Below are 23,403 nucleotides of genomic sequence, written 5' to 3'. Positions count from 1 at the left end.
GCTACCAGGTGAATCATTGTTATTGGATACCGAGGGCATAAGCCCTCAGGGTTGGGCAACCGCCCAGAACGCCGGTGCACTGGCGGATGAAGCCTTGATCAGTTGGACGGCCTGATCGATGTCCTGCTCGGTGGTGAAGCGGCCCAGGCTCAGGCGGATGGTCCGCCCCGCCGTCCGGGCGTCGAGCCCCAGCGCCAGCAACACATGGGACGGCGCATTGCTCGCCGAGTTGCAGGCCGAGGTCGCGGAAAACGCGATGGAGGCACTCAGGGCCGCCGGATTGAACTCCCCTTCACCAAAGGTAAGGCTCAAGGTATGGGGAATGCGTTGGGCCGGGCTGCCGTTCAGGCGCAGCCCCGGCAGGTCGGCCAGCTGTTCGAGCAGGCGTTCGCGCAGACGGGCGATGGTCGCCGCTTCTTCGTCGAAATGCTCGGCTGCCAGGGCAAAGGCGGCGCCCATGGCGGCAATCTGATGGGTCGCGAGCGTCCCGGAGCGCAAGCCGCCCTCATGGCCGCCGCCGTGGATCTGCGCCTGCAAGCGCTGCTGCGCGCGAGGGCCGACGTAAAGCGCGCCGATGCCCTTGGGGCCGTAAATCTTGTGGGCGGAAAAGGACATCAGGTCCACCGGCCACTGCGCCAGGTCGATCGCCACCTTGCCCGCGCCCTGGGCCGCGTCGACATGCAGCAGCGCACCGCGCTCGCGGACCACGCGGCCAATGCCCGGGATATCGTTGACCGTACCCAGCTCGTTATTGACCAGCATCAGCGACACCAGGAAGGTGTCGTCGCGCAGGGCTTCGCTAACCGCCTCGGGCGTGATCAGCCCGTCGCGGTCCGGCACCAGGTAAGTCACTGCCACGCCGGCAGCCTGCAGCTGGCTGGCGGTATCGAGAATGGCCTTGTGTTCGATCTGGCTGGTGATGATGTGCCCGCCGGATACGCCCCGGGCCTGAGCCACGCCCTTGAGCGCCAGGTTGTTGGATTCGGTGGCGCCGGAGGTCCAGACGATCTGCTCGGGCGCCGCCCCCACCAGTTGGGCGACCTGCTGCCGCGCCAGCTCGACGCTGCGCCGGGCCTGTTGGCCGAAGGCATGGGAACTGGACGCCGGGTTGCCGAAATTACCGTTGAACCCCAGGCATTCCACCATCACCTGAATGACTCGCTCATCCACCGGCGTGGTGGCGGCGTAGTCGAAATAGAGAGGACGTTTATTCATCGCAAAAATACCCGCAGAGCCTGTTCCAGGATCAAGGTTCGCTCGGTGCCGAACGCTGATACGCGCCCTTTCGGCAACGCAAAAACGGCAGACCGTCAGCAATACCCGATCGGATGCAGTTAAAGAAGGACAACTTCATTTAAAAGTGCGTAGGAACGCTCCCGAGGGGCAGCTTAACAGGCTCCGGGAGCCGGGTTAAGCGAGGTTCGGCCAAGGGGCCGAAGAACACGGCAGGACGCGGAAAAATCATCACAGGGTTTTGCCGACTGTCACCGGCAGTCCGTCAGCCTCTGCGGGCAAGGCCACGGAAGATCGACAAATCAGCTGGCACGGCCATGCAGGGTCACGCTGTGTTCGGCGTTCATTTCGCCCTGCTGGTCGAAACCGAAGGTCCGTTGCGGGGCAAGCAGCTCGGCCTTCTTCTGCTGGTATTCGTCAAAGGACAGCCCGCGCCGGTTCAGGGCTTCCAGCGCCAGTTCGCGAGTTTCCTCGGCGGTATAAGGGCGCGATTCCGGACCCGGCTGGCTGGCACAACCGGCCAGGACCGAGGTGACGACAAGCAGGGATAAGACGAGCGAACGGTTCATGGCAAAGGCTCCTGGATCTGGTCTGCGAGGCAATGGACACAGGCTACCGTCGCCCTTCCCGGGGCAGAAATCATCACGCTCGATAGTGGCTATCGATTCCCCCTATCGCAGCCCATAGCGCCCTCTCTTATTTCCAAAAGACCTATAAATATGGAAATAAAGTATTTTTTAGGAATATCAGTAAGCCTTTATAACAGGCCCATCGCGCCGCCTGCTGTTGCCTGGGCAACTGTTCGCCAGGCAACAGCCAATCAACAAAACAGTGTCTTCTCAACAACAGCCTGATCCTGCAACAGCGCCACGAGCCCCGCCACTCAAGGCTTTGCCCCGCTGGTACAGCTCTTGCTCAAGCCCTGGGACTACTCACTGCTCGTTGAGCCCTGTTCAACAAAGGAACTGATCATGTCGCGTCCATTAAAAGTCGTTGCCCTGTCCGGTGGAACCTGGCGCCCCTCGCGCACCCTGGTGCTGACCCAAGCGCTGCTCGCCGAACTGGCAGGGCAATTGCCGATCGAGAGCAAGCTCATCGAACTGGGCGACATCGCCCGCCCATTGGGCGCGGCCCTGTCCCGCCAGGAACTGGCGGCGGAAGTCGAAGCCGAGTTGCAGGCCATCGAAAGCGCCGGCCTGCTGATCGTCGCAGCGCCCGTGTATCGAGGCTCCTACCCGGGCCTGCTCAAGCACCTGTTCGACCTGATCGACCTCAACGCCCTGATCAATACCCCGGTGCTGCTGGCCGCCACCGGAGGCAGCGAGCGTCACGCCCTGGTGCTGGATCACCAGCTGCGGCCGCTGTTCAGTTTCTTCCAGGCCCTGACCCTGCCCATCGGGGTCTATGCCACCGAGGCCGACTTCGCCAACTACCAGATAACCAGCGAGCCCTTGAAGGCCCGCATTCGCCTTGCGGCAGAACGCGCCGCGCCCCTGTTCGGCGTGCATCCGAAAAATCTGCTGAAAATCGCTTAAGGACCTGTCATGGACGTTTTCTGGTTTCTTCCGACTCACGGCGACGGCCATTACCTGGGCACCACCCAGGGCGCGCGTCCGGTCACCCTCAACTACCTCAAACAAGTGGCCCAGGCCGCGGACAGCCTGGGTTATCACGGCGTACTGATCCCCACCGGCCGCTCGTGCGAAGACTCCTGGGTGATCGCCTCGGCGCTGGTGCCCCTGACCGAACGCCTGCGCTACCTGGTGGCGATCCGTCCGGGAATCATCTCGCCGACCGTCTCGGCGCGCATGGCCGCCACTCTCGACCGGCTGTCCAACGGCCGCCTGCTGATCAACGTGGTGACCGGCGGCGACCCCGACGAGAACCGTGGCGACGGCAGTTTCCTCAGCCACAGCGAGCGTTATGAAGTCACCGACGAATTCCTGAGGATCTGGCGCCGCGTGCTGCAAGGCGAAGCCGTGGATTTCGAAGGCAAGCACCTGCATGTGCAGAACGCCAAGGCCCTCTACCCACCGGTGCAGAAGCCCTACCCGCCGCTGTATTTCGGCGGTTCCTCGGACGCCGCCCATGACCTCGCCGCCGAACAGGTAGATGTCTACCTGACCTGGGGCGAACCGCCGGCCGCGGTCGCCGCGAAACTCGCCGATGTGCGTGCGCGGGCCGCCCGCCATGGCCGCACGGTGAAGTTCGGCATCCGCCTGCATGTGATCGTGCGCGAAACCGCGGAAGAGGCCTGGAAGGCCGCGGACAAGTTGATCGAACACATCAGCGACGAGACCATCGCCGCCGCGCAGCAATCCTTCTCGCGTTTCGACTCCGAGGGCCAACGGCGCATGGCCGCCCTGCACGACGGGCGGCGCGACAACCTGGAAATCGCCCCCAACCTCTGGGCCGGCGTCGGCCTGGTGCGTGGCGGTGCCGGCACCGCGCTGGTGGGCAATCCCGAGCAGGTCGCGGCGCGGATCAAGGAATACGCGGACCTGGGGATCGAGAGCTTCATTTTCTCCGGCTACCCGCACCTGGAAGAAGCCTATCGCTTTGCCGAACTGGTGTTCCCGCTGCTGCCGGAACCCTATGCGAGCCTGGCCGGACGCGGCGTGACCAACCTCACCGGGCCGTTCGGCGAAATGATTGCCAATGATGTGCTGCCGGCGAAAGTGGCTGGAGGCTGATGGCCGTGGCGGCCTGCTGCCCGGGTCGCCCGACAGAACGCTATCGCGGGCAAGAACTGGGCGTCCCCCCTGCTCCTACAGAAGCCACCTGCGGCTTGCTCGCTCTCCCTGATAGCCCACCGATTTCACGGCCCAACAACCGGCCCCGAACGAGGAACACCGCGTGACTGCCAAGCCGCAAAGCGCCCTGTTGTCCCCTTTGCAGACCGCCCGCCAGCTGGCGGCCGAGTTTGCCCTGACCGCCGTCGAACGCGACGAACGCGGCGGAACCCCGAAAGCCCAGCGCGACGCCCTGCGCCAGAGCGGCCTGCTGGCCCTGAGCATTCCCACCCTGTACGGCGGCCTCGGCGCCAGCTGGAGCGAGACCCTGAACATCGTCCGCGAGTTCGCCAAGGTCGACAGTTCCATCGCCCACGTCTTCGGTTTCCATCACCTGATGCTGGCCACCGTGCGCCTGTTCGCCCGCCCGGAACAATGGCAACCCTGGTTCGAACAGACCGCGCGCAAGAACTGGTTCTGGGGCAACGCCCTCAACCCGCTGGACACCCGTACCGTGGTGAAGAACCTCGGCGGCTGGCGCGAGTTCTCCGGCAAGAAGAGCTTCTGCTCCGGCGCCAGCGATTCGGAAATGCTCATCGCCTCGGCGGTCGACGAAAGCAACGGCGGCAAGCTGTTGATCGCCGCCATCCCCAGCGGCCGCAGCGGCATCACCCTGCACAACGACTGGAACAACATGGGCCAGCGCCAGACCGACAGCGGCAGCGCCAGCTTCGAGCGGGTGCGGGTCGAGGAATCGGAGCTGCTGCTGGACCCGGGCCCCTTGAGCACGCCCTTTGCCTGTCTGCGCCCACTGATCGCTCAGTTGACCTTCACCCACATGTTCCTCGGCATCGCCGAAGGCGCCTTTGAAGAAGCCCGCCAGTACACCCTCAGCGAAACCCGGCCCTGGCATAAGTCCAGCGCACAGGAGGCCTATCAGGACCCTTACGTACTGGGCCATTACGGTGATTTCTGGGTGGCCCTGGAAGGCATGCGCCTATTGGTGGAGCGCGCCGCGGAGCTGCTGGACAAGGCCTGGGCCAAGGGGCCGAACCTGAGCGCCGAAGAACGCGGCCACCTGGCCACGGCCATCGCCACCGCCAAGGTCGCCACCACGCGCCAGGGCCTGGAACTGTGCAGCCGCCTGTTCGAGGTCACCGGCGCCCGCTCCACCCACGCCTCCCTGCGCCTGGACCGGCATTGGCGCAACCTGCGCACGCAAACCCTGCACGACCCGGTGGATTACAAACTCCATGAGTTGGGCGACTGGGCCCTGAACCAGTCCCTGCCGACCCCGACTTTCTATTCCTAGCCTTCTGTTCCCGGAGCTTGTCCATGCAGCTTTTGACCTTACCGCCCTCGCCCGCCCTGGCCACCTCGATCCGGGCCACCGCCCAGGTATTCGAAGACCCGAAATCCCAGGCCTTGCTGGCGCATCTGCAGCAGGTCGCGCCGAGCGAGGCCAGTGTGCTGATCATCGGCGAGACCGGTACCGGCAAGGAGCTGGTGGCGCGCCATATCCACAACCTCAGCGCCCGGCGCAACCGGCCGTTCGTGGCGGTGAACTGCGGCGCGTTCTCCGAGTCGCTGGTGGAGGCCGAGCTGTTCGGCCATGAAAAAGGCGCCTTCACCGGGGCCCTGAGCGCCAAGGCCGGCTGGTTCGAAGAAGCCAATGGCGGGACTCTGTTCCTCGATGAGATCGGCGACCTGCCGATGGCGATCCAGGTGAAATTGCTGCGGGTGTTGCAGGAGCGCGAAGTGGTGCGCCTGGGTTCGCGCAAAAGCATTCCCATCGATGTGCGGGTGCTGGCGGCGACCAACGTGCAACTGGAGAAAGCCATCAACGCCGGGCATTTCCGCGAGGACCTGTACTACCGCCTCGACGTGGTCAGCCTGGAACTGAGCCCGCTGCGCGAACGTCCCGGCGACATCCTGCCGCTGACCCGGCACTTCATCGAAGCCTACAGCCAGCGCCTGGGCTACGGCGCCGTGACCATCAGCAGCGAGGCCGAGCACAAGCTGCGCAGCTACAGCTGGCCGGGCAATATCCGCGAACTGGAAAACGTCATCCACCACACCCTGCTGATCTGCCGCGACGGCGTGATCGAGCGCGACGACCTGCGCCTGTCGAACATGCGCATCGAGCGCCAGGACGACAGCCACCACAGCCACGACGACTCAGCCGAAGCCCTGCTGGAGCGGGCCTTTCACAAACTCTTCGAAGAACAGGCCGGCGCCCTGCATGAAAAGGTCGAGGATGCGCTGCTGCGCGCGGCCTACCGTTTCAGCCACTACAACCAGGTGCACACCGCCAACCTGCTGGGCCTGAGCCGCAACGTCACCCGAACCCGGCTGATCAAGATCGGCGAATTGGCGGTGAACAAGCGCCGTCTGCCGGAAAAACCCGACCAGCACGAACGCACCCTGCAACTGTCGATCTAGCTGGCCAAACGGCAATGCAGCGCGTTATCCGGGCTGCGCTCGATGCTGCGCACCACCTGGAACGAGCCGAAGGTCACGGTCTTGGCCTGATAGGCGCGCATCAGTTGCCAGAAGTCCTGTTCGCCCTTCTCGAAACTCTGGAAGGCCGCTTCGCCAGCTTCCCGGGTTTGCCATTGCAGGTAGTTGAGCACCCGCCGGCCGTCTTCGCTGGCCTGCACGCTGCCACTCAGGAACCCCGGGTAACCCTGGGCCAGGCGTTCGGTCTGCTCGGACAGCGCCGACACCAGGGCGGATTGTTGATGGGGTTCGATTTCGAATTCGATCAATTGCGTAAAGCTGCGGTTTTGCGCAAACGCGTGCATGGCAAGTCCCTACTGACGGATAAACGGAATCTTGTGATTCGAAGGCCTGCAGGGTAAAACCTCCAGTTAAGTAAAGGTCAAGCGACTTTTGCTCATTCCCCACCCGCAGGAGTGCTGCATGCTCACCCCCGAAACCGTGCACAAGGAACTCACCGTCGGCCAAGTGGCCGCCCGCAGTGGCGTAGCGGTCACCGCGCTGCATTTCTATGAAACCAAGGGGCTGATCAAGAGCAACCGCAACGCCGGCAACCAGCGCCGCTATCCGCGGGAAGTGCTGCGCCGGGTGGCGCTGATCAAGGTGGCGCAGCGCCTGGGCATTCCCCTGGCCGAGATCGGCCAGGCCCTGCGCAGCCTGCCGGACCACCGCGCACCGACGGCCGCCGATTGGAAGCGGCTGTCCGAACAGTGGAGCCATGAGCTGGATGAGCGGATCAAGCAGCTGACCCTGCTGCGCGACCGCCTCAATGGCTGCATCGGCTGCGGCTGCCTGTCGATGCAAGACTGCCCGCTGCGCAACCAGGGCGACCAGCTGGGCGAACACGGCCCGGGCGCGCAATTGCTGGAAACCGACTGAGCGGACGGCGCAGCGGTTTCCCCAGCCGGCAATCGGTGGAGCGGCCACTGCTGGCGTCTTTTCAAGTCAAACGTCGGAATGCCATCCAGCCCGATCGCGGCCTGCGGCAGCGGCGACACCTCTTCCCCTGATCGCAGGCTCACTGTTGCCTGGCGAACACCTCGTCAGTTCAAACCAGGCTGTGGATTCCCCGGGCCTATAGTGAACCGACCGGAAAACCGGCCAGGTTCACTTCGACGAACACCCAGACAAGAAAGGAGAACCGAGATGAGCGTCAAACCCATCCCCGAGGGTTACCCCAGCATCACGCCCTACCTGGGGATCACGCAGGCTGCCGAGGCTATCGAGTTCTACAAGAATGCCTTCGGCGCCACCCAGGTCATGCGCCTGGACATGCCCGACGGCAGTGTCGGCCATGCCGAGCTGCGCATCGGCGACTGCCCGATCATGCTGGGAACGCCCTGCGACCAAGGGCCATTGAGCAATCCCGACCAATCGCCTTCGGTCGGCCTGCACCTGTACGTCAACGATGTCGACAAACAGTTCGCCCAGGCCATCGCCGCCGGTGGCCAGGTGGTGTCCGAGGTCAAGGACCAGTTCTATGGCGACCGCAGCGGCACCCTCAAAGACCCGTTCGGCCACCTGTGGTTTCTCGCCACCCGCAAGGAAGACCTGAGCGAAGAGCAGATCAAGCAGCGGGCCGTGGAGATGTTTAAACAGCAGGGATAAGCCCTGAGCCTGTAAACCGCTGATCGCGGGCCAGTCGGATCGCCGCCCGCTCGCGCCTACAGATGCGCGTTCCCTTGTAGGAGCGAGGCTTGCCCGCGATAGCGCCCTCAACGCCCCACAGCACCGGCCTTTTGCACGCCATTGGTCGCGCGGAAACATTTACTTTCATATCGTCTTTCGGGATTTACGATTCTCATTCGTCTTAATTAGATGCAGCAGGTCGCGTTGGCGAAGGCTACGCCGCGGGTTTATCTCCGGGCTCGGCAAACGCCCCGCAACTCCACTCCTCGAATCAAGACGCGTGCTCAATGTCGAAGAAGTCCCGCTCGAAAATCTGGTTTCTCGTTCACAGCTGGCTGGCGCTGCCCATCTGGTTCTTTGTGCTGATCGTTTGCGTCACCGGCACCCTGGCCGTGGTCAGCCAGGAAATCGTCTGGCTGGCCAACCCCGACATCCGCGCCAGCAAACCCACAGGCGATGCCCAGCCGCTGAGCTACGACCAGATCGTCAAGGCCATCAAGCAGGCCGAACCGCAGACCCTGGTCGAAAGCATCAACACCCCCGACGAAGCGCATTTCGCCCTGACCGTGGGCGTCAGCTACCCCGATGGCCGTTCTGTCGAGGTCTATGTCAATCCGTACACCGGCGTGATCCAGGGTGTCAGCCCGCCGTTCAACTTCCAGGCCTTCACCCGCGCCCTGCACGGCTGGTGGCTGGTGCCGTTCACCAATGGCTACAGCTGGGGCTGGTACCTGGTATCGCTGCTCGGCCTGCCGATGCTGGCGTCGCTGGTCACGGGCCTGGTGGTCTACAAGAAGTTCTGGAAGGGCTTTCTCAAGCCGACCCTACGCCTGCGCCATGGCGCGCGGATTTTCTGGGGCGATTTCCATCGCCTGAGCGGCATCTGGTCGATCTGGTTTATCGCGGTGATCTCCATCACCGGCACCTGGTTCCTGATCGAGGCAATCCTCAGCGACAACCAGATCACCATTTCCAGCGAACCCATAGTGCCGGTGATCGCCCGCGAAAACGTGCCGACCTCGGCCGACGGCAGCCCGACGCCGATGATCGGCGTCGATGAAGCCATCCGCATCGCCACCCAGCAGATCTCGGGCTTCGAGGTCGGCTTCGTCATGCTGCCGAGCAACGCCTACAGCCATATGTTCATCGGCGGCCGCGGCTGGTACCCGCTGATGTACCAGACCGCCAACCTCAACCCTTACAGCGGCTCGGTGGATACCGCGCACCTGCTGTCCCATCGCTCGGCCCTGGAGTTCGTCACCGAGTCCATGCGCCCGCTGCACACCGGTGACTTCGGCGGCCTCTGGATCAAGCTGATCTGGTTCTTCTTCGGCCTGCTGCTGAGCATGATGGTGCTCAGCGGCCTGCTGATCTGGACCAAACGCACTGCCCTGGCCACCGCCGCGGCCCTCAAGCGCAGCACCAAGACGCCGCGCCCCGCCCTCGCCCCGCGCCCGATTGCGGCCCTGCACAGCGACACGCCGGAGGGCAACCTGTGAGCAAGACAGACAACCCAATGCCGGTTTCGCCCCTGCGCCAGTTCTGGCTGAAATGGCGTTTCCACCTGAACATCCTGCTGTTGCTGATCCCCCTCGGTTTCATGCCCAAGTACTTTGCCGACGCGGCGCTGGCCCGTGGCGACAGCGGCCTGGGCGAACGCGAGGTGGGCGAGATCCAGGTCGGCCCCTGGAGCCTGCGCCTGGCCGAACTGCGTAACGAAGCGCCGCAACTCCAGGGGCCGGCCGGTTATATGAAAGGCTTCAATGCCGCCCTGTGTGACGCCTGCATCAACCAGGTCAAGGCCACCTACCTGCGCATCGGCAAACCCCGCAGCCTGCGCGCCGCCGGGGTGATCTTCTTCGGCACCCCATACCGCATGGGGGCCAGCCTGCCCGTTGCGGAAAAGACCAAGGCCGACGCCGAGCTGTGGATCACCATGGAAGGCTGGGACGGCAGCATGCACCAGGCGGCCATCCCCCTGGGCCAGGCATCCCCGGCGACCCTCGCCTGGCTGAACAAACAAGGAGGCAAACCATGATTGCTGTACCCACCGCCCGCCTGCGCCTGCTCGGCGCCGGCGCGCTCCTGCTCGCCAGCGCCGTGTTCAGTGGCGGCGCCCTGGCCCACAACCCGATGTGCGAGTGCAAGCAGATCGACGGCGAGCAGATCCGCTGCACCGGCGGCTTCTCCGATGGCAGCGGCGCCCCGGGGGTGACCCTGGACGTGATCGGCTACGACGAAACCATCCTGGTGCCCGGCAAACTGGGCGCCGACTCCACCCTGACCTTCAAGAAACCCGACGCCGAGTTCTATGTGCTGTTCGACGCCGGCCCCGGCCACGTGGTCGAGATCGACCAAGCCGACATCGAGGCCCCATGAGCACCTCTCCTCCCCAAGTCGTGCGCCCGGCCGGCGCCGGCCATGAAACCCTCTACGTCCTGTTGTTGTGCCTGTTGATCCTCAGCGTGGCCGGCTCCGTGGTGCTCTGGCGCGGCGAAACCCGCGAAGTGGCGAGCGTCGACAGCCACCAGCTGGACGCCCGCCGCGACCTCACCGCCGGCGAGCAGGGCCTGTACGCCGACCTGCGGGTGACCCTCGACGAAATCCGCCTGCTGCGCGAAGAAGCCCAGGCCCTGCCAACGCCCGAGCAACTGGCCGAGGAAGGTTTCGCGCCCTTTGCCCAGGACGCCAGCTCGGTGAGCCGTGGCGGGCATGTCTGGCAGCTGCGGCAACAGGCCTATGTCGGCCTCAGCCAGAACAACGCAGTGGCCGGTTCCTTGCTGATGCGCATCGCTGCCGACCCGGCCGCCGCCCCGGATATCTGGCTCAATCGCGGCCCGTCCCTCGCCGCCCCCGACGACCTCAGCGACGCCGCCCTGGCCAGTGCCGGCTGGCAGCAGGTGGTCGCGCAATTCGATGCCGGAGTGACCCGCCAGCATCGCCACTGAACCCACGCATTCACCCGAGAGAAGACCGCTAGCCCATGCCTATTTCATCTCAACGCCGCCCGTTCCTGCGGGTGCTGCTGGTCAGCCTGTTCGCCCTGTTGCTCAGCCCTCTCGCCACCGCCGACCAGGCCAAACGCCTGCGTATCGGCATCACCCTGCATCCCTACTACAGCTACGTGGCCAACATCGTCGGCGACAAGGCCGAGGTCGTGCCGCTGATTCCCGCCGGCTTCAACCCCCACGCCTATGAACCGCGCGCCGAAGACATCAAGCGCATCAGCACCCTGGACGTGATCGTGCTCAACGGCGTCGGTCACGACGACTTCGCCGACCGCATGATCGAGGCCAGCGAGCGCCCGGACATCCCGGTGATCGAGGCCAACCAGAACGTGCCGCTGCTGGCCGCCACCGGCATCGCCGCGCGCGGCGCCGGCAAGGTGGTCAACCCGCACACCTTCCTGTCCATCAGCGCCTCCATCGCCCAGGTCAACAACATCGCCCGCGAGCTGGGCAAGATGGACCCAGCCAACGCCAAGGCCTACACCCAGAACGCCCGCGCCTACGGCAAACGCCTGCGGCAGATGCGCGCCGACGCCCTGGCCAAGCTGACCAAGGCGCCCAACGCCGACCTGCGGGTGGCCACGGTGCACGCCGCCTACGATTACCTGCTGCGCGAGTTCGGCCTGGAAGTCACCGCCGTGGTCGAGCCGGCCCACGGCATCGAGCCCAGCCCGAGCCAGTTGAAAAAGACCATCGACCAACTGCGTGAACTGGACGTCAAGGTGATCTTCTCCGAGATGGACTTCCCGTCCACCTACGTCGACACCATCCAGCGCGAGTCCGGGGTCAAGCTGTACCCGCTGTCGCACATTTCCTACGGCGACTACAGCGCCGAGAAGTACGAGAAGGAAATGGCCGGCAACCTCAATACCGTGGTCCGGGCGATCCAGGAGGCCGGCGCATGACCGCCCTGCACACTCTGGCCCGCGGCCCGTCCATCGAGTTCGACCAGGTCAGCCTGACCCTGGGCCGCACCACCATCCTCGACAACGTCAGCTTCAAGGTGCAGCCCGGCACCCTGCATGCCCTGGTCGGCCCCAACGGTGGCGGCAAGAGCTCGCTGATCAAGACCCTGCTCGGGCAGATGCCCCACCAGGGCCGGTTGAGCCTGCACTGGCCGGGCGAACCGGGGGTGATCGGCTATGTGCCGCAAGCCCTGGAATTCGATCGCGGCCTGCCGATGACCGTCGATGACTTCATGGCCGCCATGTGCCAGCGCCGCCCGGCCTTCCTCGGCCTCAGCCGGCATTACGCCGCGGCCATAGGCGAGGCCCTGGAGCGGGTCGGCATGCAGGACAAACGCAAGCGGCGCATGGGCGCCCTGTCCGGCGGCGAACGCCAGCGGGTGCTGCTGGCCCAGGGGCTGATCCCGGCGCCGCAGCTGCTGGTGCTCGACGAACCGATGTCGGCCCTCGACGAGGCCGGCATCCAGGTCTTCGAGCGCCTGCTCGGCGACTGGCGCCAGGCCGGCATCACCCTGCTGTGGATCGAACACGACCTGGAAGCGGTCGGCCGCCTGGCGGACCGGGTCACCGGCCTGCATCGCCGGGTGCTGTTCGACGCCCAGCCGCAACAGGCGCTGACCCCGGAACGCCTGCTGACGCTGTTTTCCACCCACCCGCGCAGCGCGGACATTGTCAGCGGGAGTGTTGCCTGATGAGTTACGAAGCCTTTCGTCTGATGATCCAGGGCTGGGCCTCCTCCGGTTACCTGCCGGAAGCCCTGGCCTATGGGTTTGTGGTCAACGCCCTGCTCGCCGGATTGCTGATTGGCCCGGTGCTCGGCGACTTGGGCACTCTGGTGGTGGTCAAGCGCTTCGCCTTCTTCTCCGAAGCGGTGGGCCACGCGGCCCTGACCGGCGTGGCCATCGGCATTCTGCTCGGCGAACCCTACACCGGCCCGTACGGCAGCCTGTTCGGCTACTGCCTGCTGTTCGGCATCCTGCTCAACTACCTGCGCAACCGCACCGGCCTGGCGCCGGACACCCTGATCGGCGTGTTCCTCTCGGTGTCCCTGGCCCTGGGCGCCAGCCTGCTGCTGATCCTCGCCGGCAAGATCAACGTGCACATCCTGGAAAACGTGCTGTTCGGCTCGGTGCTCACGGTCAACGGCAACGACCTGCTGGTGCTGCTGATCGTCGGTGCCCTGGTGATGGGCCTGAGCCTGCCGCTGTACAACCGCATCATGCTGGCCAGCTTCAACCCGCAACTGGCGGCGGTGCGCGGCGTCGCGGTGAAAACCCTGGACTACCTGTTCGTGATCCTGGTGACCCTGATCACCGTGGCCGCGGTGAAAGTCATAGGCGCGATCCTGGTGGGCGCCCTGCTGGTGATCCCGGCGGCGGCCGCGCGCCTGTTGAGCCAGTCGCTCAAGGGCTTTTTCTGGATCTCGGTGCTGATCGCCACGGTCAGCACCCTGTGCGGCATCCTGCTGCCGATCCTCTTCGACCTGCCGGTGCCCTCCGGCGCTGCGATCATCCTGGTGGCCGGTGTCGCCTTCGCCCTGGCCGCCATTGCCCGCGGCATTGTCCCCAGCCTCAAAGGGAATATCGGATAAATGCACAGTTCATTACGTCACCTGACACTACCCTTGACCCTCGCCCTGGCCGGGCTGAGCAGCGCTCCGGCCCTGGCCCAGCCGGATCGTTTCGAACCCATGCGCGTCACCGCCAACCAGAGCCTGGGCACCACGGCGCTGCACAGCGCCAGCTCACACAAGCCGCTGACCGTACTGGCCTCGCTGCCGGTGACCTTCGGCCTCGGCCAGTTGCTGCTGCAAGGCACCGATGTGCAGCTCGAGCGCGCCGCCCCCGACAACCTGCCGGGCTCGCGCCAGACCGCTTACTTCACCGGCCGTGGCGCCCCGGCGCTGCACAAGCTGGCCCTCGACGCCGACGCGGTGATCGGCCTGCGCTCGATCTGGCCGGACGACCCGCTGTACCCCAACGCACGGCGCAGCAACATCCGCATCGTCGAAGTCGATGCCGCGCGCCCGGTGGACGGCGCCCTGCCCGGCGTCGCCCTGCAACCCGGCAAGAGCGATGGCCTGAACAGCCAGCCGTGGCTGTCGAGCAACAATTTAGGGCGCATGGCCGATGTGCTGGCCGCCGACCTGGTGCGCCTGGCCCCCGCCGCCAAGCCGAAGATCGACGCCAACCTGGCCAGCCTCAAGCAACGCCTGCTCAAGCTCAGCGCCGATACCGAGGGGCAACTGGCCAACGCCGACAACCTCAGCGTGCTCAGCCTCAGCGACCACTTCGGTTATCTGGTCAGCGGGCTCAACCTGGAACTGCTGGAGGTCGACGCCCGCGCCGACAACGAGTGGACGGCCGAAGCGCTGCAGCAGTTGCAAGCCCGGCTCAAGGACAACGACGTGGCCATCGTCCTGCATCACCGCCAGCCGTCCGACGCGATCAAGGCCGCCATCAGCGCCGCCGGCAGCCAGTTGCTGGTGCTGCAAACCGACAGCGCCGACCCGCTGGCGGAGCTGGAGAGCAACATCAGCCAGATCACCAGTGCCCTCGCTCCGAAAACCTGACCCGCTCCTACAGGGGAAATGGCGCGGCTTACAAATTCCCCCAAGAATCGCCCGCGTCGCCGGTGCTAGCCTGCTGCTCCCTTGAACGGACAGGAAGCCCCGCCATGAGTGACTACCTCAAGCTCAACCAGGCCAACTGGGACGAGCGCGCACCGCTGCACGCGGCCTCGCCGGACTATCAGGTACAGATGTTTGTCGACGACCCGCGGCACCTGTCCGAGGTGGTGCGTTTCGACCTGCCGCTGCTGGGCGACATCAGCGGCCTGCGCGGCGTGCATCTGCAATGCCATATCGGCACCGACACCCTGTCGCTGGCGCGCCTCGGCGCGCGGATGACCGGGCTGGATTTCTCCCCCGCGTCCCTGGCCGAAGCCCGCAGCCTGATGGCGCGCACGGGTACCACTATCGAGTTCGTCGAATCCGACGTCTACAAGGCCTCCGAAGTACTGCCCAAGGGAGCCTTCGATCTGGTCTACACCGGTATCGGTGCCCTGTGCTGGCTGCCCAGCGTCGATACCTGGGCGCGTAATGTCAGCGAACTGCTCAAGCCCGGTGGCCGGCTGTTTATCCGCGAAGGCCACCCGATGCTCTGGGCCCTGGACGAAAGGCGCGAGGATACGCTGCAGGTGGAGTTGCCCTACTTCGAGCACAGCGAACCGCTGGTGTGGGACGACGACAGCACCTACGTCAGCACCGACCGGCCGCTCAAGGCCACGGTGACCCATGCGTGGAACCACGGCCTGGGGGAAATCGTCAGCGCGCTGCTCAAGCACGGCCTGCAGATCAGCGGCCTGGTGGAACACCAGAGCATCCCCTGGGACGCCCTGCCCGGGCAGATGCGTTGTGACGAACAAGGCGAATGGCACCTCAAGGAAGCGCCCCTGCGCCTGCCACTGAGCTACACCTTGCAGGCCATCAAACGCCCGATCTGACGCCCACAAAAAAGCCCGCTGGACTGTATCTCCAGCGGGCTTTCCACATCCCCACACTCCCTGTAGCCGCTGCCGAGCCCTGGCGAGGCTGCGATCGGGCTGGGCGGCATTCCGACGAAGCGGCCGCAATGGGGCCAACGCGATTATCCTGACCCAACGCATTCTCAGGTTTTGCGCCTGCTGCGCAGTCGATCGCAGCCTCGCAGGCTCGGCAGCGGCTACAGGGCGTGGCCAGTCAGTTGGCCGCCGCCTGGGCGTCCATCTTCTGCCGCAGGCTCAGCGGGCGCATGTCGGTCCATACCTCTTCGATGTAGGCCAGGCACTCCTTCTTGAAGCCGCTCTTGCCCACGGTGCGCCAGCCTTGTGGCACAGCCTTGTAGTCCGGCCAGATCGAATACTGCTCCTCATGGTTGACCACTACCTGAAAGAGGATGTCCTCGCGGTCAAATACTGAAGTCATTACGTGTCTCCATCGCTGTAAGGCTCGCTGCGCCGAGCGCGCAGCGGTTGTGAATAAGGAACGTTCGAGGCCCGTGGAAAATTAGAGGCTGGCGACCGCCGCCGCCAAAGCCCGGCTGAAAATATCCGCCACCTGGTCGATTTCCGCTGCGGTGATCACCAGTGGCGGCAGGAAACGCACCACGCTGCCATGGCGCCCGCCCATTTCCAGGATCAACCCGCGCTTGAGGCATTCACGCTGCACCAGCGGCGCCAGGCGGCTGAACTGCGGCGGATGGCCCAGGGCGTCTTTTTCGCCGCTCGGGTCCACCAGCTCGATCCCCAGCATCAGGCCGCGCCCGCGAATGTCGCCCATCTGCGGGAAGTCGCGCTGCAGGATCCGCAGGTGCTCGCGCAAGCGCTCGCCCATGGCGGCGGCATGCTCGGCCACCTTGTGTTCCTTGAGGTAGCGCATCACCGCGGAACCGGTGGCCATGGCCATCTGATTGCCACGGAAGGTGCCGGCATGGGCGCCCGGCAGCCAGGTGTCGAGCCAGTCACGGTAGACCACCACCGCCATCGGCAGGCTGCCGCCGATGGCCTTGGACATCACCACCACATCCGGGATGATCCCGGCGTGCTCGAAGGCGAACATCTTGCCGGTACGGCCGAAACCGCTCTGGATCTCGTCGACGATCAAGGCCACACCGGCCTTTTCAGTGATGCGACGCACACCGCGCAGCCAGTCGAGGTCGGCGGGAATCACCCCGCCCTCGCCCTGCACCGCCTCGACGATGATCGCCGCCGGCAGTTGCACGCCGGCTTCCGGGTCGCTCAGCAGGTTTTCCAGGTAGCTCAGGTTGGCCTTCACCCCTGCTTCGCCGCCCAGGCCGAACGGGCAGCGGTAGTCGTAAGGAAACGGCAGGATCTGCACGCCATTGGTCAGCAGCGCACCCAACGGCCGCTTCGGCCCCAGGCTGCCCATCAGGCTCAAGGCGCCCTGGCTCATGCCGTGGTAGGCACCCTGGAACGACAGCACGGTGCTGCGGCCGGTGGCGGTACGGGTCAGCTTCAATGCCGCTTCCACGGCGTCGGTGCCGGTGGGGCCGCAGAACTGGATTTTCGCCTCGGCGGCCAGGGCCGGCGGCAGCAGGCCGAACAGGTCCTGGACGAACTGGTCCTTGACCGGCGTGGTCAGGTCCAGGGTCAGCAGCGGCAGCTCATCAGCCAGCACCTGCTGGATCGCCTCGATCACCACCGGGTGGTTGTGGCCCAGGGCCAGGGTCCCGGCACCGGCCAGGCAGTCGATGAAGCGCCGGCCTTCGACGTCCTCGACATGAATCCCGCGCGCGCGCTTGAGCGCCAGGGGAATGCGCCGCGGGTAGCTGCGGGCATTGGATTCCTGCTGGTTCTGCCGGGCCAGCAACGGCGATTCGGTGAACTGGTAAAGCGTTTCGGCCGGCGCGGGACTGGTCCGCGCGGGCTGATCGTCGACAAGGCTGGTAGCAACTGACATCTCTCGAATCCTCACGCTGATGAGTTGAGCGAAACCGCACACCACACAGGTACGCAGCCGGTTCAGCGCGCACTCGCAGGTTTTCCTGTTCTGGAAACGCATCAGCGACGAGAGGATTTACACCCGGGAGAGGTTTATTGCGTATCAACCGCGAAGGTGGTGGTGGACCTCAAGACGTCATCGCGGGCAAGCCTCGCTCCTACAGGATTTTGTAGGAGCGAGCGGGCGGCGATCCGACTTGCCCGCGATGAGGGCGTCAGGTCGATTGCAGCGGCATGGTCAGCTCGACCCGCAAGCCATCCGGCCGGCTGTCGAAATGCAGCACGCAACCGCAGCGCTGGACAATCGCCTGGACGATGGCCAGGCCCAGGCCGCAGCCGGTGCTCTGGCCGTTGCGCCAGAAGCGTTGGGTCAGGTGCTGCAAGTCATCCTCGGGGATGCCGCTGCCATGGTCGCGCACCTGGAAGCGCACGCGGTTGCCGAGGGTTTCCAGGTTCAGCTCCACCGGCGCATCGCTCGGGGTATGACGCAGGGCGTTGTCCAGCAGGTTACGCAGCGCGGCGATGGCCAGCACCGAGGGCATTTCCAGCGGCGCCGCCGACACCCGCTCGTCAATGTGCAGCCGGACCCGTTGCCGGGCGCCGCTGGCGGCGTCCTGGATCGCGGTTTTCGCCACCTGTTCGGCATTGCACTGCACGCCATCCTCGAACGACAGGCTGCCTTCGACCCGTGCCAGCAACAGCAGTTGCTCCAGGGTCCGGTGCAGACGGTCGGCGCCTTCTTCGGCGCGCGCCAGGGATTGATCGCGGGCCGCGCCGTCGGTCATGCGCGCCACTTGCAGGTGGGTCTTGATCGCCGTCAGCGGGCTGCGCAACTCATGGGCAGCGTCGCCGGTCAGGCGGCGCTCGCGCTCGATGGTCTTGCCGATGCGCTGGAATAGCTGGTTCTGGGTTTCCAGCAACGGCCGCAACTCGCTGGGCAGCGGCTGGATCTGCAACGGCTCCAGGGAGTCGGCGCTACGGCGCATCAAGGCATCGCGCATGCGGTTCAGCGGCGCCAGGCCCTGGCCGATCCCCAGCCACAGCAACCACAGGCAGCCCAGCAACGCCACGCCGACTGGCACCGAGGCAGCCAGCAGCACCGACATGTTCAACGCCTCGCGCTCGACCTGCCGATCGGCAGTGGTGATGCGCAGGTCGCCCCGGGCCAGGGTGAAACTGCGCCAGCGCACGCCATCGATCATCTGGTCGTGAAAGCCCATGCGTTCGGCTTCGAGTTTCTCGTCGGGGTGGTTATGGCTGCGGGCAAGAATCTCGCCGCGCAGGGAGCTGACCTGGCAGGCCATGCCCCCGGGAATGTTCAGCTGTTCGGCACTGAAATGAGTGCCCTCGCCCTTGCTCGACAACGGCGGCAATTGTTCCAGGAGGCCGGCGACCATGCGCGCCGAAGCCACCAGGCGCTGGTCGAGGGAAAACATCATCTGGTTGCGCAAGTCGCTGAACATCCAGGCCGCGGCCAGTGCCCAGATCAGCACGAAGGCCGCGCCGATGGTCAGGCTCAGGCGCAAACGCAGGCTCATCACTTACGACTCCTCCCCACCATCCGCCGGCCCCAGGCGATAGCCCAGGCCGCGCACGGTCTCGACGATGCCATTGCCGAGTTTGCGTCGCAGGTGGTGGATGTGCACGTTGAGGGCATTGCTTTCCAGTTCGTCGTTGAAGCCGTAGACGCTGTCCTTGAGCTGTTCGCTGGACAGCACCCGGCCGCGGTTGTGCAGCAGTGCCTGGAGCAGCGACTGCTCGCGCCGCGACAGGTCCACCGGCTGGCCGCCGAGCAGGGTTTCGCGGGTGCTCGGGTCGTAGGTCAGGCGGCCGTGTTCAATCAGGTTGACGCTGCGCCCCGCCACCCGGCGCAACAGGGTGTGCAGGCGCGCCGCCAGTTCCCGCAGGTCGAAGGGCTTGAGCAGGTAATCGTCGGCGCCGGCCTGCAGGCCGTCGACCCGGTCGCTGACCGAGTCCCGCGCGGTGAGGATCAGCACGGGGATTTCCAGGCCGTTGTGGCGCAGCTGCTTGAGCAGCTTCAGGCCGTCTTCGTCGGGCAGGCCGAGGTCGAGCACCATCACGTCGAACTCCGCCACGCCGAGCATGGCCCGCGCCGCCGAGGCGGTGGCCACGTGCTCGACCGTCAGGCCCTGGGCCGTGAGGCCGGCCACGATCCCGCTGGCAATCAGTTCATCATCTTCACAGACCAGTACGTGCATGGTGAAACCTGTAGAAAAGGGGTGCATTAAAACTATCGCCGATTAAGCCGACATTATGCCCGCACCGCCAGTGTCACAAGGCGTGCAGGGTTAATCATCGGTTAATCGCCATCGGCCATTGTGCCCCCCACTTGCACCGGTTTAAGGCTTTTCCATGCGTCGTCTGTTCATCCTGTTGTTCATGCTGCTGTCGGGCCTGGCCCAGGCGGGTAACAACCCGTTCGAGGTCAAACCCGACTTTCTCCCGGTCGGCAAAGCCTTCGTCTTCACTTCCGAGCGCCTGGCCTCGGGGGAAACCCAGCTGTTCTGGCAGATCGCCGACGGTTATTACCTGTATCAGCAGCGGCTGAGATTCGACGGCCTGGCGGACGCGCACAAACCGGCGCTGCCCGAAGGCGAGGCCCACAGCGACGAATTCTTCGGCGCGCAGCAGGTGTATCGCCAAGGCCTGGAACTGAAAATCCCCGCCGGCGCCACCGGCAAGGTCAAGCTCGGCTGGCAAGGCTGCGCAGACGCCGGCCTGTGCTACCCGCCGCAATCTTTGGAAGTGGACCTGGGCGGCAGCCCGACCACCGCCGGCAATGCCACCAATACCCCTGAGGCCAGCGACCAGGCCCTGGCCAGCGGCCTGCAACAGCGGGCCCTGGGCTGGAGCCTGCTGGTGTTCTTCGGCCTCGGCCTGCTGCTGGCCTTCGCCCCCTGCTCGCTGCCGATGCTGCCGATCCTCGCCGGCCTGGTGGTGGGCAGCGGCGCCAGCCCGCGTCGCGGCTTCGCCCTGGCCGGCAGCTATGTGGTGTGCATGGCGTTGGTCTACGCCGCCATGGGCGTGCTGGCCGCGCTGCTCGGCGCCAATCTGCAAGCCCTGCTGCAACAGCCCTGGCTGCTGGGCAGCTTTGCCGCGGTGTTCGTGATCCTTGCGCTGCCGATGTTCGGCTTCTTCGAGCTGCAACTGCCGGCGGCCCTGCGCGACCGCCTGGAAAACGCCAGCCGTTCGCGCCGCGGTGGCAGCCTGGTCGGCGCCGGGGTGCTCGGTGCCCTGTCCGGCCTGCTGGTGGGCCCGTGCATGACCGCGCCGCTGGCCGGCGCCCTGCTGTACATCGCCCAGAGCGGCAACGCCCTGCATGGCGGGCTGATCCTGTTCGTCATGGGCCTGGGCATCGGCCTGCCGCTGTTGCTGCTGGTGACCCTGGGCAACCGCTTCCTGCCCAAGCCCGGTCCGTGGATGAACCTGCTCAAGGGCGTGTTCGGCTTCCTGTTCCTCGGCACCGCCATCGTGCTGCTGCGCCCGGTGCTCGACGAGTCGCTGTGGATCGGCTTGTGGGGCGCGCTGGCGCTGGTCCTGGCCTACACCGCCTGGTATCAGATGCGTGCCGCCGGGCGCGCCGGGCACCTGTTCGGCGCCGGCTCGGTGGTGTTCGGCCTGTGGGGCAGCCTGCTGCTGGTGGGCGCCGCCGGTGGCAGCGACGACCTGTGGCGACCGCTGAAGGTCTACAGCGGCGGCAATGCCGTGGCGGCGGTCAGCGCCCATGACGCCTTCACCACCGTCAAGGCGCCGGCCGACCTGCAAGGCGCTCTCGACGCCGCCAGGGCCCAGGGCCAGTGGGTGCTGCTGGACTACTACGCTGACTGGTGCGTGTCCTGCAAGATCATGGAGAAACAGGTGTTCGGCCAACCCCAGGTCCTCGACGCCCTGAAAGACGTGCGCCTGCTGCGCCTGGACGTGACGGCCGACAACGCCGCCAGCCGCGAACTGCTCAACCGGTATAAAGTGCCGGGGCCGCCGAGCCTGCTGTGGATCGGCCCGGACGGCGAAGAACGACGCAGCCAGCGGATTACCGGCGAGGTAGACGCCGCTGGCTTCCTGCAACGCTGGACCGCTACCCGAGAAGCCCGTTGATGCTGACCTTTACCATCGGCACCTTTGCCATCGCGCTCAACCACCTGCTGCTGATCAGTGCCCTGGCGCTGGCCACCTTGGTTGGCTGGCGAGTCGCCAAGCGCGGTGGCGAGAACCCGGAATCGGTGCTGTTCGGCCTGTTCCTGCTGGGCATGCTGGCGGCGCGCATCGGCTTCGTGGTCGCCTACTGGAAGCATTACCGCCACGACCTGTGGCAGATCATCGACCTGCGCGACGGTGGTTTTCTCCCTTGGCCGGGAGCGATCGTCCTGCTGCTGGCCGCCCTCGCCTGGGGCTGGCGCCGCCCGGCCCTGCGCAAGCCGCTGGGCGCCGGGGTCGGTAGCGGCCTGGCCTTCTGGCTGCTCGCCAGCCTGTCCCTGAGCATTTTCGAACAAGGCACACGGCTGCCGGAGATCGCCCTGCGCAACGCCGACGGCGGCACCGTGCAACTGACCAGCTACCAGGGCAAGCCCCTGGTGATCAACCTCTGGGCCACCTGGTGCCCGCCCTGCCGCCGGGAAATGCCGGTGCTGGAAAGAGCCCAGCAGCAGCGCCCGGACCTGACCTTCCTGTTCGTCAACCAGGCCGAAAGCATGCAGAGCGTCAGCACCTTCCTGGCCACCCAGGACCTCAACCTGAACAACGTGCTGTTCGACGGCAGCGGCCGCCTGGGCCAGGCCGTGGGCTCCATGGCGCTACCGACTACGCTGTTCTATAGCGCTGACGGGCGCATGCTCGGCAGCCACCTCGGCGAGCTGTCCGAGGCCAGCCTGGCCCGCGCCCTGGAACATTTCGACCGACCGCATTCGACCACGGCCACGCAGGCCGCCCCTTCAAGGAAACTGCCATGCCCTTCATCCGCCACCTGCTGAGCCTGTCCCTGGGCGCGGCCCTGCTCCAGGTACCGCTGCTGCACGCCGAAGAACTGCCCCAGGCGATCAAGAACATCGAAGCCAAAGGCGCCAAGATCGTCGGCCGCTTCGACGCCCCGGACGGCCTCAAGGGTTATGCCGCGCAGTACCAGAACCGTGGCATGGCCCTGTACCTGACCCCGGACGGCAAGCATGTGCTGCTGGGCAACCTGTACGACGCCGACGGCAAGGACCTGAGCGCCGAGCTGCTGCAGAAACTGGTGTATGCGCCAATGGCCAAGGAAGTCTGGGCCAAGATGGAAAAGAGCAACTGGATCGCCGACGGCAAGGCCGACGCGCCACGCGTGGTCTACCTGTTCAGCGACCCCAACTGCCCTTACTGCAACATGTTCTGGGAACAGGCGCGGCCCTGGGTGAACGCCGGCAAGGTCCAGTTGCGGCACATCATGGTCGGCATCATCCGCGAAGACAGCCCGGGCAAATCCGCCGCCCTGCTGGCCGCCAAAGACCCGCAAAAAGCCCTGCAAGACCACGAAAAAGCCGGCAAGGGCAGCAGCCTCAAACCCCTGGACAAGATCCCCGCCGAAGTCCAGGCCAAGCTCGACGCCAACATGGCGCTGATGGACGAACTGGAGCTGTCCGCCACCCCGGCGATCTTCTACATGGACGACCAGGGCGAACTGCAACAGCAACAAGGCGCGCCGGCGCCGGGCAAGCTGGTGAAGATTCTCGGGCCTAAATGAATGAGATGCGCCAAGACCTGACCCGTAATGGCCTTTAGCCTTACCGACAGCGTTACACTACTGCCTTTATTCACGCAGACAGGGAAGTGACGTTTTGATAGCTCAAG

The 23,403-nt window shown here is 65.5% G+C and carries 25 protein-coding genes; 18 read left to right on the top strand and 7 right to left on the bottom strand.

Features of this window, described 5'->3' with window-relative positions:
• Positions 1–45 precede the first annotated feature (45 nt).
• Together NRG23_RS29350 and NRG23_RS29345 are read right to left on the bottom strand one after the other, a co-directional pair.
• Complete coding sequence (locus NRG23_RS29350) at positions 46–1,215, bottom strand: cysteine desulfurase family protein (RefSeq protein ID WP_009050046.1); 1,170 nt, start codon at positions 1,213–1,215, stop codon at positions 46–48.
• Between the two features lie 320 nt (positions 1,216–1,535).
• On the bottom strand, positions 1,536–1,802 hold the full coding sequence (locus tag NRG23_RS29345; protein ID WP_009050047.1) for a hypothetical protein: 267 nt from the start codon (positions 1,800–1,802) through the stop codon (positions 1,536–1,538).
• Between the two features lie 402 nt (positions 1,803–2,204).
• Here NRG23_RS29345 and msuE point away from each other — a divergent pair, with 402 nt between their 5' ends.
• From msuE to NRG23_RS29325, 4 genes are all read left to right on the top strand, one after another.
• Positions 2,205–2,768 carry an FMN reductase gene (gene msuE, locus NRG23_RS29340; RefSeq protein WP_257373122.1) on the top strand — a complete coding sequence of 188 codons (564 nt, stop codon included), beginning with the start codon at positions 2,205–2,207 and terminating at the stop codon, positions 2,766–2,768.
• A 9-nt stretch (positions 2,769–2,777) separates the two neighbouring features.
• Entirely contained in the window at positions 2,778–3,926 is a 1,149-nt protein-coding gene (gene ssuD, locus NRG23_RS29335) for an FMNH2-dependent alkanesulfonate monooxygenase (protein ID WP_257373121.1), read from the top strand.
• 163 nt (positions 3,927–4,089) lie between these two features.
• Positions 4,090–5,277, top strand: coding sequence for an acyl-CoA dehydrogenase family protein (locus NRG23_RS29330; protein ID WP_110175666.1), 1,188 nt, complete (start codon positions 4,090–4,092; stop codon positions 5,275–5,277).
• Positions 5,278–5,300: 23 nt separating this feature from the next.
• Complete coding sequence (locus NRG23_RS29325) at positions 5,301–6,407, top strand: sigma-54-dependent Fis family transcriptional regulator (RefSeq protein WP_124301936.1); 1,107 nt, start codon at positions 5,301–5,303, stop codon at positions 6,405–6,407.
• Here NRG23_RS29325 and NRG23_RS29320 read toward each other — a convergent pair.
• Positions 6,404–6,769, bottom strand: coding sequence for an antibiotic biosynthesis monooxygenase (locus NRG23_RS29320; RefSeq protein WP_009050052.1), 366 nt, complete (start codon positions 6,767–6,769; stop codon positions 6,404–6,406). The two genes, NRG23_RS29325 and NRG23_RS29320, sit on opposite strands and share 4 nt — an antisense overlap.
• Before the next feature lie 118 nt (positions 6,770–6,887).
• On the opposite strand from NRG23_RS29320, the gene soxR reads away from it, so the two are divergent.
• The 11 genes from soxR (at position 6,888) to NRG23_RS29265 (ending at position 15,570) form a co-directional block, all read left to right on the top strand.
• Complete coding sequence (soxR, locus tag NRG23_RS29315; protein ID WP_009050053.1) at positions 6,888–7,343, top strand: redox-sensitive transcriptional activator SoxR; 456 nt, start codon at positions 6,888–6,890, stop codon at positions 7,341–7,343.
• 267 nt (positions 7,344–7,610) lie between these two features.
• Positions 7,611–8,072 carry a VOC family protein gene (locus NRG23_RS29310; protein WP_009050054.1) on the top strand — a complete coding sequence of 154 codons (462 nt, stop codon included), beginning with the start codon at positions 7,611–7,613 and terminating at the stop codon, positions 8,070–8,072.
• A gap of 308 nt (positions 8,073–8,380) precedes the next feature.
• The gene (locus NRG23_RS29305; protein WP_257373120.1) at positions 8,381–9,592 is read left to right on the top strand and encodes a PepSY domain-containing protein; all 1,212 of its coding nucleotides are present in this window, start codon (positions 8,381–8,383) and stop codon (positions 9,590–9,592) included.
• 17 nt (positions 9,593–9,609) lie between these two features.
• Positions 9,610–10,131, top strand: a complete 522-nt coding sequence (locus NRG23_RS29300) for a thiamine pyrophosphate-binding protein (protein WP_257375100.1) — start codon at positions 9,610–9,612, stop codon at positions 10,129–10,131.
• Positions 10,128–10,472, top strand: coding sequence for a hypothetical protein (locus tag NRG23_RS29295; protein WP_009050057.1), 345 nt, complete (start codon positions 10,128–10,130; stop codon positions 10,470–10,472). Before NRG23_RS29300 ends, NRG23_RS29295 begins: the two co-directional genes overlap by 4 nt.
• Complete coding sequence (locus NRG23_RS29290) at positions 10,469–11,041, top strand: DUF6162 family protein (RefSeq protein ID WP_038634043.1); 573 nt, start codon at positions 10,469–10,471, stop codon at positions 11,039–11,041. The genes NRG23_RS29295 and NRG23_RS29290 overlap by 4 nt, the downstream gene beginning before the upstream one ends.
• Before the next feature lie 35 nt (positions 11,042–11,076).
• Positions 11,077–12,006, top strand: coding sequence for a metal ABC transporter substrate-binding protein (locus NRG23_RS29285; RefSeq protein WP_257373119.1), 930 nt, complete (start codon positions 11,077–11,079; stop codon positions 12,004–12,006).
• Positions 12,003–12,758, top strand: a complete 756-nt coding sequence (locus NRG23_RS29280) for a metal ABC transporter ATP-binding protein (RefSeq protein WP_257373118.1) — start codon at positions 12,003–12,005, stop codon at positions 12,756–12,758. Before NRG23_RS29285 ends, NRG23_RS29280 begins: the two co-directional genes overlap by 4 nt.
• Positions 12,758–13,657 carry a metal ABC transporter permease gene (locus NRG23_RS29275; protein ID WP_257373117.1) on the top strand — a complete coding sequence of 300 codons (900 nt, stop codon included), beginning with the start codon at positions 12,758–12,760 and terminating at the stop codon, positions 13,655–13,657. Before NRG23_RS29280 ends, NRG23_RS29275 begins: the two co-directional genes overlap by 1 nt.
• Positions 13,658–14,638: a metal ABC transporter solute-binding protein, Zn/Mn family gene (locus NRG23_RS29270; RefSeq protein WP_124355282.1), complete on the top strand. Its 981-nt coding sequence runs from the start codon at positions 13,658–13,660 to the stop codon at positions 14,636–14,638.
• A 104-nt stretch (positions 14,639–14,742) separates the two neighbouring features.
• A complete protein-coding gene (locus tag NRG23_RS29265) occupies positions 14,743–15,570 on the top strand; it encodes a bifunctional 2-polyprenyl-6-hydroxyphenol methylase/3-demethylubiquinol 3-O-methyltransferase UbiG (protein ID WP_257373116.1) in 828 nt (275 codons plus the stop codon).
• Positions 15,571–15,805: 235 nt separating this feature from the next.
• On the opposite strand, the gene NRG23_RS29260 is transcribed toward NRG23_RS29265, so the two are convergent.
• The 4 genes from NRG23_RS29260 to NRG23_RS29245 form a co-directional block, all read right to left on the bottom strand.
• Positions 15,806–16,030 (bottom strand): MbtH family protein, encoded by a 225-nt coding sequence (locus NRG23_RS29260; protein WP_007923760.1) that lies wholly within the window; start codon positions 16,028–16,030, stop codon positions 15,806–15,808.
• An 81-nt stretch (positions 16,031–16,111) separates the two neighbouring features.
• Positions 16,112–17,524 (bottom strand): aspartate aminotransferase family protein, encoded by a 1,413-nt coding sequence (locus NRG23_RS29255; RefSeq protein ID WP_028683032.1) that lies wholly within the window; start codon positions 17,522–17,524, stop codon positions 16,112–16,114.
• A gap of 256 nt (positions 17,525–17,780) precedes the next feature.
• The gene (locus tag NRG23_RS29250; RefSeq protein ID WP_009050064.1) at positions 17,781–19,103 is read right to left on the bottom strand and encodes an ATP-binding protein; all 1,323 of its coding nucleotides are present in this window, start codon (positions 19,101–19,103) and stop codon (positions 17,781–17,783) included.
• A 3-nt stretch (positions 19,104–19,106) separates the two neighbouring features.
• Entirely contained in the window at positions 19,107–19,784 is a 678-nt protein-coding gene (locus NRG23_RS29245; protein ID WP_009050065.1) for a response regulator, read from the bottom strand.
• Between the two features lie 154 nt (positions 19,785–19,938).
• Here NRG23_RS29245 and dsbD point away from each other — a divergent pair, with 154 nt between their 5' ends.
• The 3 genes from dsbD to dsbG are packed head-to-tail and all read left to right on the top strand — an operon-like array spanning position 19,939 to position 23,296.
• On the top strand, positions 19,939–21,681 hold the full coding sequence (gene dsbD / locus NRG23_RS29240; RefSeq protein ID WP_038634062.1) for a protein-disulfide reductase DsbD: 1,743 nt from the start codon (positions 19,939–19,941) through the stop codon (positions 21,679–21,681).
• Entirely contained in the window at positions 21,681–22,553 is an 873-nt protein-coding gene (locus tag NRG23_RS29235) for a TlpA disulfide reductase family protein (RefSeq protein ID WP_124301937.1), read from the top strand. Before dsbD ends, NRG23_RS29235 begins: the two co-directional genes overlap by 1 nt.
• Positions 22,529–23,296, top strand: a complete 768-nt coding sequence (dsbG, locus tag NRG23_RS29230) for a thiol:disulfide interchange protein DsbG (RefSeq protein ID WP_257373115.1) — start codon at positions 22,529–22,531, stop codon at positions 23,294–23,296. The genes NRG23_RS29235 and dsbG overlap by 25 nt, the downstream gene beginning before the upstream one ends.
• Positions 23,297–23,403 lie beyond the last annotated feature (107 nt).

Source organism: Pseudomonas sp. T8 (assembly GCF_024610635.1).
Lineage (GTDB): Bacteria > Pseudomonadota > Gammaproteobacteria > Pseudomonadales > Pseudomonadaceae > Aquipseudomonas > Aquipseudomonas chlororaphis_I.
This window is presented reverse-complemented; position numbering and strand designations above follow the sequence as displayed.

What these genes read in the sequence shown, in the direction of transcription:
- NRG23_RS29280 (WP_257373118.1), top strand. Translation starts at nt 12,003, where the DNA reads ATGACCGCCCTGCACACTCTGGCCCGCGGCCCGTCCATCGAGTTCGAC.
- NRG23_RS29265 (WP_257373116.1), top strand. Translation starts at nt 14,743, where the DNA reads ATGAGTGACTACCTCAAGCTCAACCAGGCCAACTGGGACGAGCGCGCA.
- dsbG (WP_257373115.1), top strand. Translation starts at nt 22,529, where the DNA reads ATGCCCTTCATCCGCCACCTGCTGAGCCTGTCCCTGGGCGCGGCCCTG.
- NRG23_RS29320 (WP_009050052.1), bottom strand. Translation starts at nt 6,769, where the DNA reads ATGCACGCGTTTGCGCAAAACCGCAGCTTTACGCAATTGATCGAATTC.
- NRG23_RS29305 (WP_257373120.1), top strand. Translation starts at nt 8,381, where the DNA reads ATGTCGAAGAAGTCCCGCTCGAAAATCTGGTTTCTCGTTCACAGCTGG.
- NRG23_RS29300 (WP_257375100.1), top strand. Translation starts at nt 9,610, where the DNA reads ATGCCGGTTTCGCCCCTGCGCCAGTTCTGGCTGAAATGGCGTTTCCAC.
- NRG23_RS29350 (WP_009050046.1), bottom strand. Translation starts at nt 1,215, where the DNA reads ATGAATAAACGTCCTCTCTATTTCGACTACGCCGCCACCACGCCGGTG.
- NRG23_RS29310 (WP_009050054.1), top strand. Translation starts at nt 7,611, where the DNA reads ATGAGCGTCAAACCCATCCCCGAGGGTTACCCCAGCATCACGCCCTAC.
- NRG23_RS29235 (WP_124301937.1), top strand. Translation starts at nt 21,681, where the DNA reads ATGCTGACCTTTACCATCGGCACCTTTGCCATCGCGCTCAACCACCTG.
- NRG23_RS29345 (WP_009050047.1), bottom strand. Translation starts at nt 1,802, where the DNA reads ATGAACCGTTCGCTCGTCTTATCCCTGCTTGTCGTCACCTCGGTCCTG.
- soxR (WP_009050053.1), top strand. Translation starts at nt 6,888, where the DNA reads ATGCTCACCCCCGAAACCGTGCACAAGGAACTCACCGTCGGCCAAGTG.
- NRG23_RS29260 (WP_007923760.1), bottom strand. Translation starts at nt 16,030, where the DNA reads ATGACTTCAGTATTTGACCGCGAGGACATCCTCTTTCAGGTAGTGGTC.
- NRG23_RS29255 (WP_028683032.1), bottom strand. Translation starts at nt 17,524, where the DNA reads ATGTCAGTTGCTACCAGCCTTGTCGACGATCAGCCCGCGCGGACCAGT.
- NRG23_RS29245 (WP_009050065.1), bottom strand. Translation starts at nt 19,784, where the DNA reads ATGCACGTACTGGTCTGTGAAGATGATGAACTGATTGCCAGCGGGATC.
- ssuD (WP_257373121.1), top strand. Translation starts at nt 2,778, where the DNA reads ATGGACGTTTTCTGGTTTCTTCCGACTCACGGCGACGGCCATTACCTG.
- NRG23_RS29275 (WP_257373117.1), top strand. Translation starts at nt 12,758, where the DNA reads ATGAGTTACGAAGCCTTTCGTCTGATGATCCAGGGCTGGGCCTCCTCC.
- msuE (WP_257373122.1), top strand. Translation starts at nt 2,205, where the DNA reads ATGTCGCGTCCATTAAAAGTCGTTGCCCTGTCCGGTGGAACCTGGCGC.
- dsbD (WP_038634062.1), top strand. Translation starts at nt 19,939, where the DNA reads ATGCGTCGTCTGTTCATCCTGTTGTTCATGCTGCTGTCGGGCCTGGCC.
- NRG23_RS29290 (WP_038634043.1), top strand. Translation starts at nt 10,469, where the DNA reads ATGAGCACCTCTCCTCCCCAAGTCGTGCGCCCGGCCGGCGCCGGCCAT.
- NRG23_RS29295 (WP_009050057.1), top strand. Translation starts at nt 10,128, where the DNA reads ATGATTGCTGTACCCACCGCCCGCCTGCGCCTGCTCGGCGCCGGCGCG.
- NRG23_RS29250 (WP_009050064.1), bottom strand. Translation starts at nt 19,103, where the DNA reads ATGAGCCTGCGTTTGCGCCTGAGCCTGACCATCGGCGCGGCCTTCGTG.
- NRG23_RS29270 (WP_124355282.1), top strand. Translation starts at nt 13,658, where the DNA reads ATGCACAGTTCATTACGTCACCTGACACTACCCTTGACCCTCGCCCTG.
- NRG23_RS29285 (WP_257373119.1), top strand. Translation starts at nt 11,077, where the DNA reads ATGCCTATTTCATCTCAACGCCGCCCGTTCCTGCGGGTGCTGCTGGTC.
- NRG23_RS29325 (WP_124301936.1), top strand. Translation starts at nt 5,301, where the DNA reads ATGCAGCTTTTGACCTTACCGCCCTCGCCCGCCCTGGCCACCTCGATC.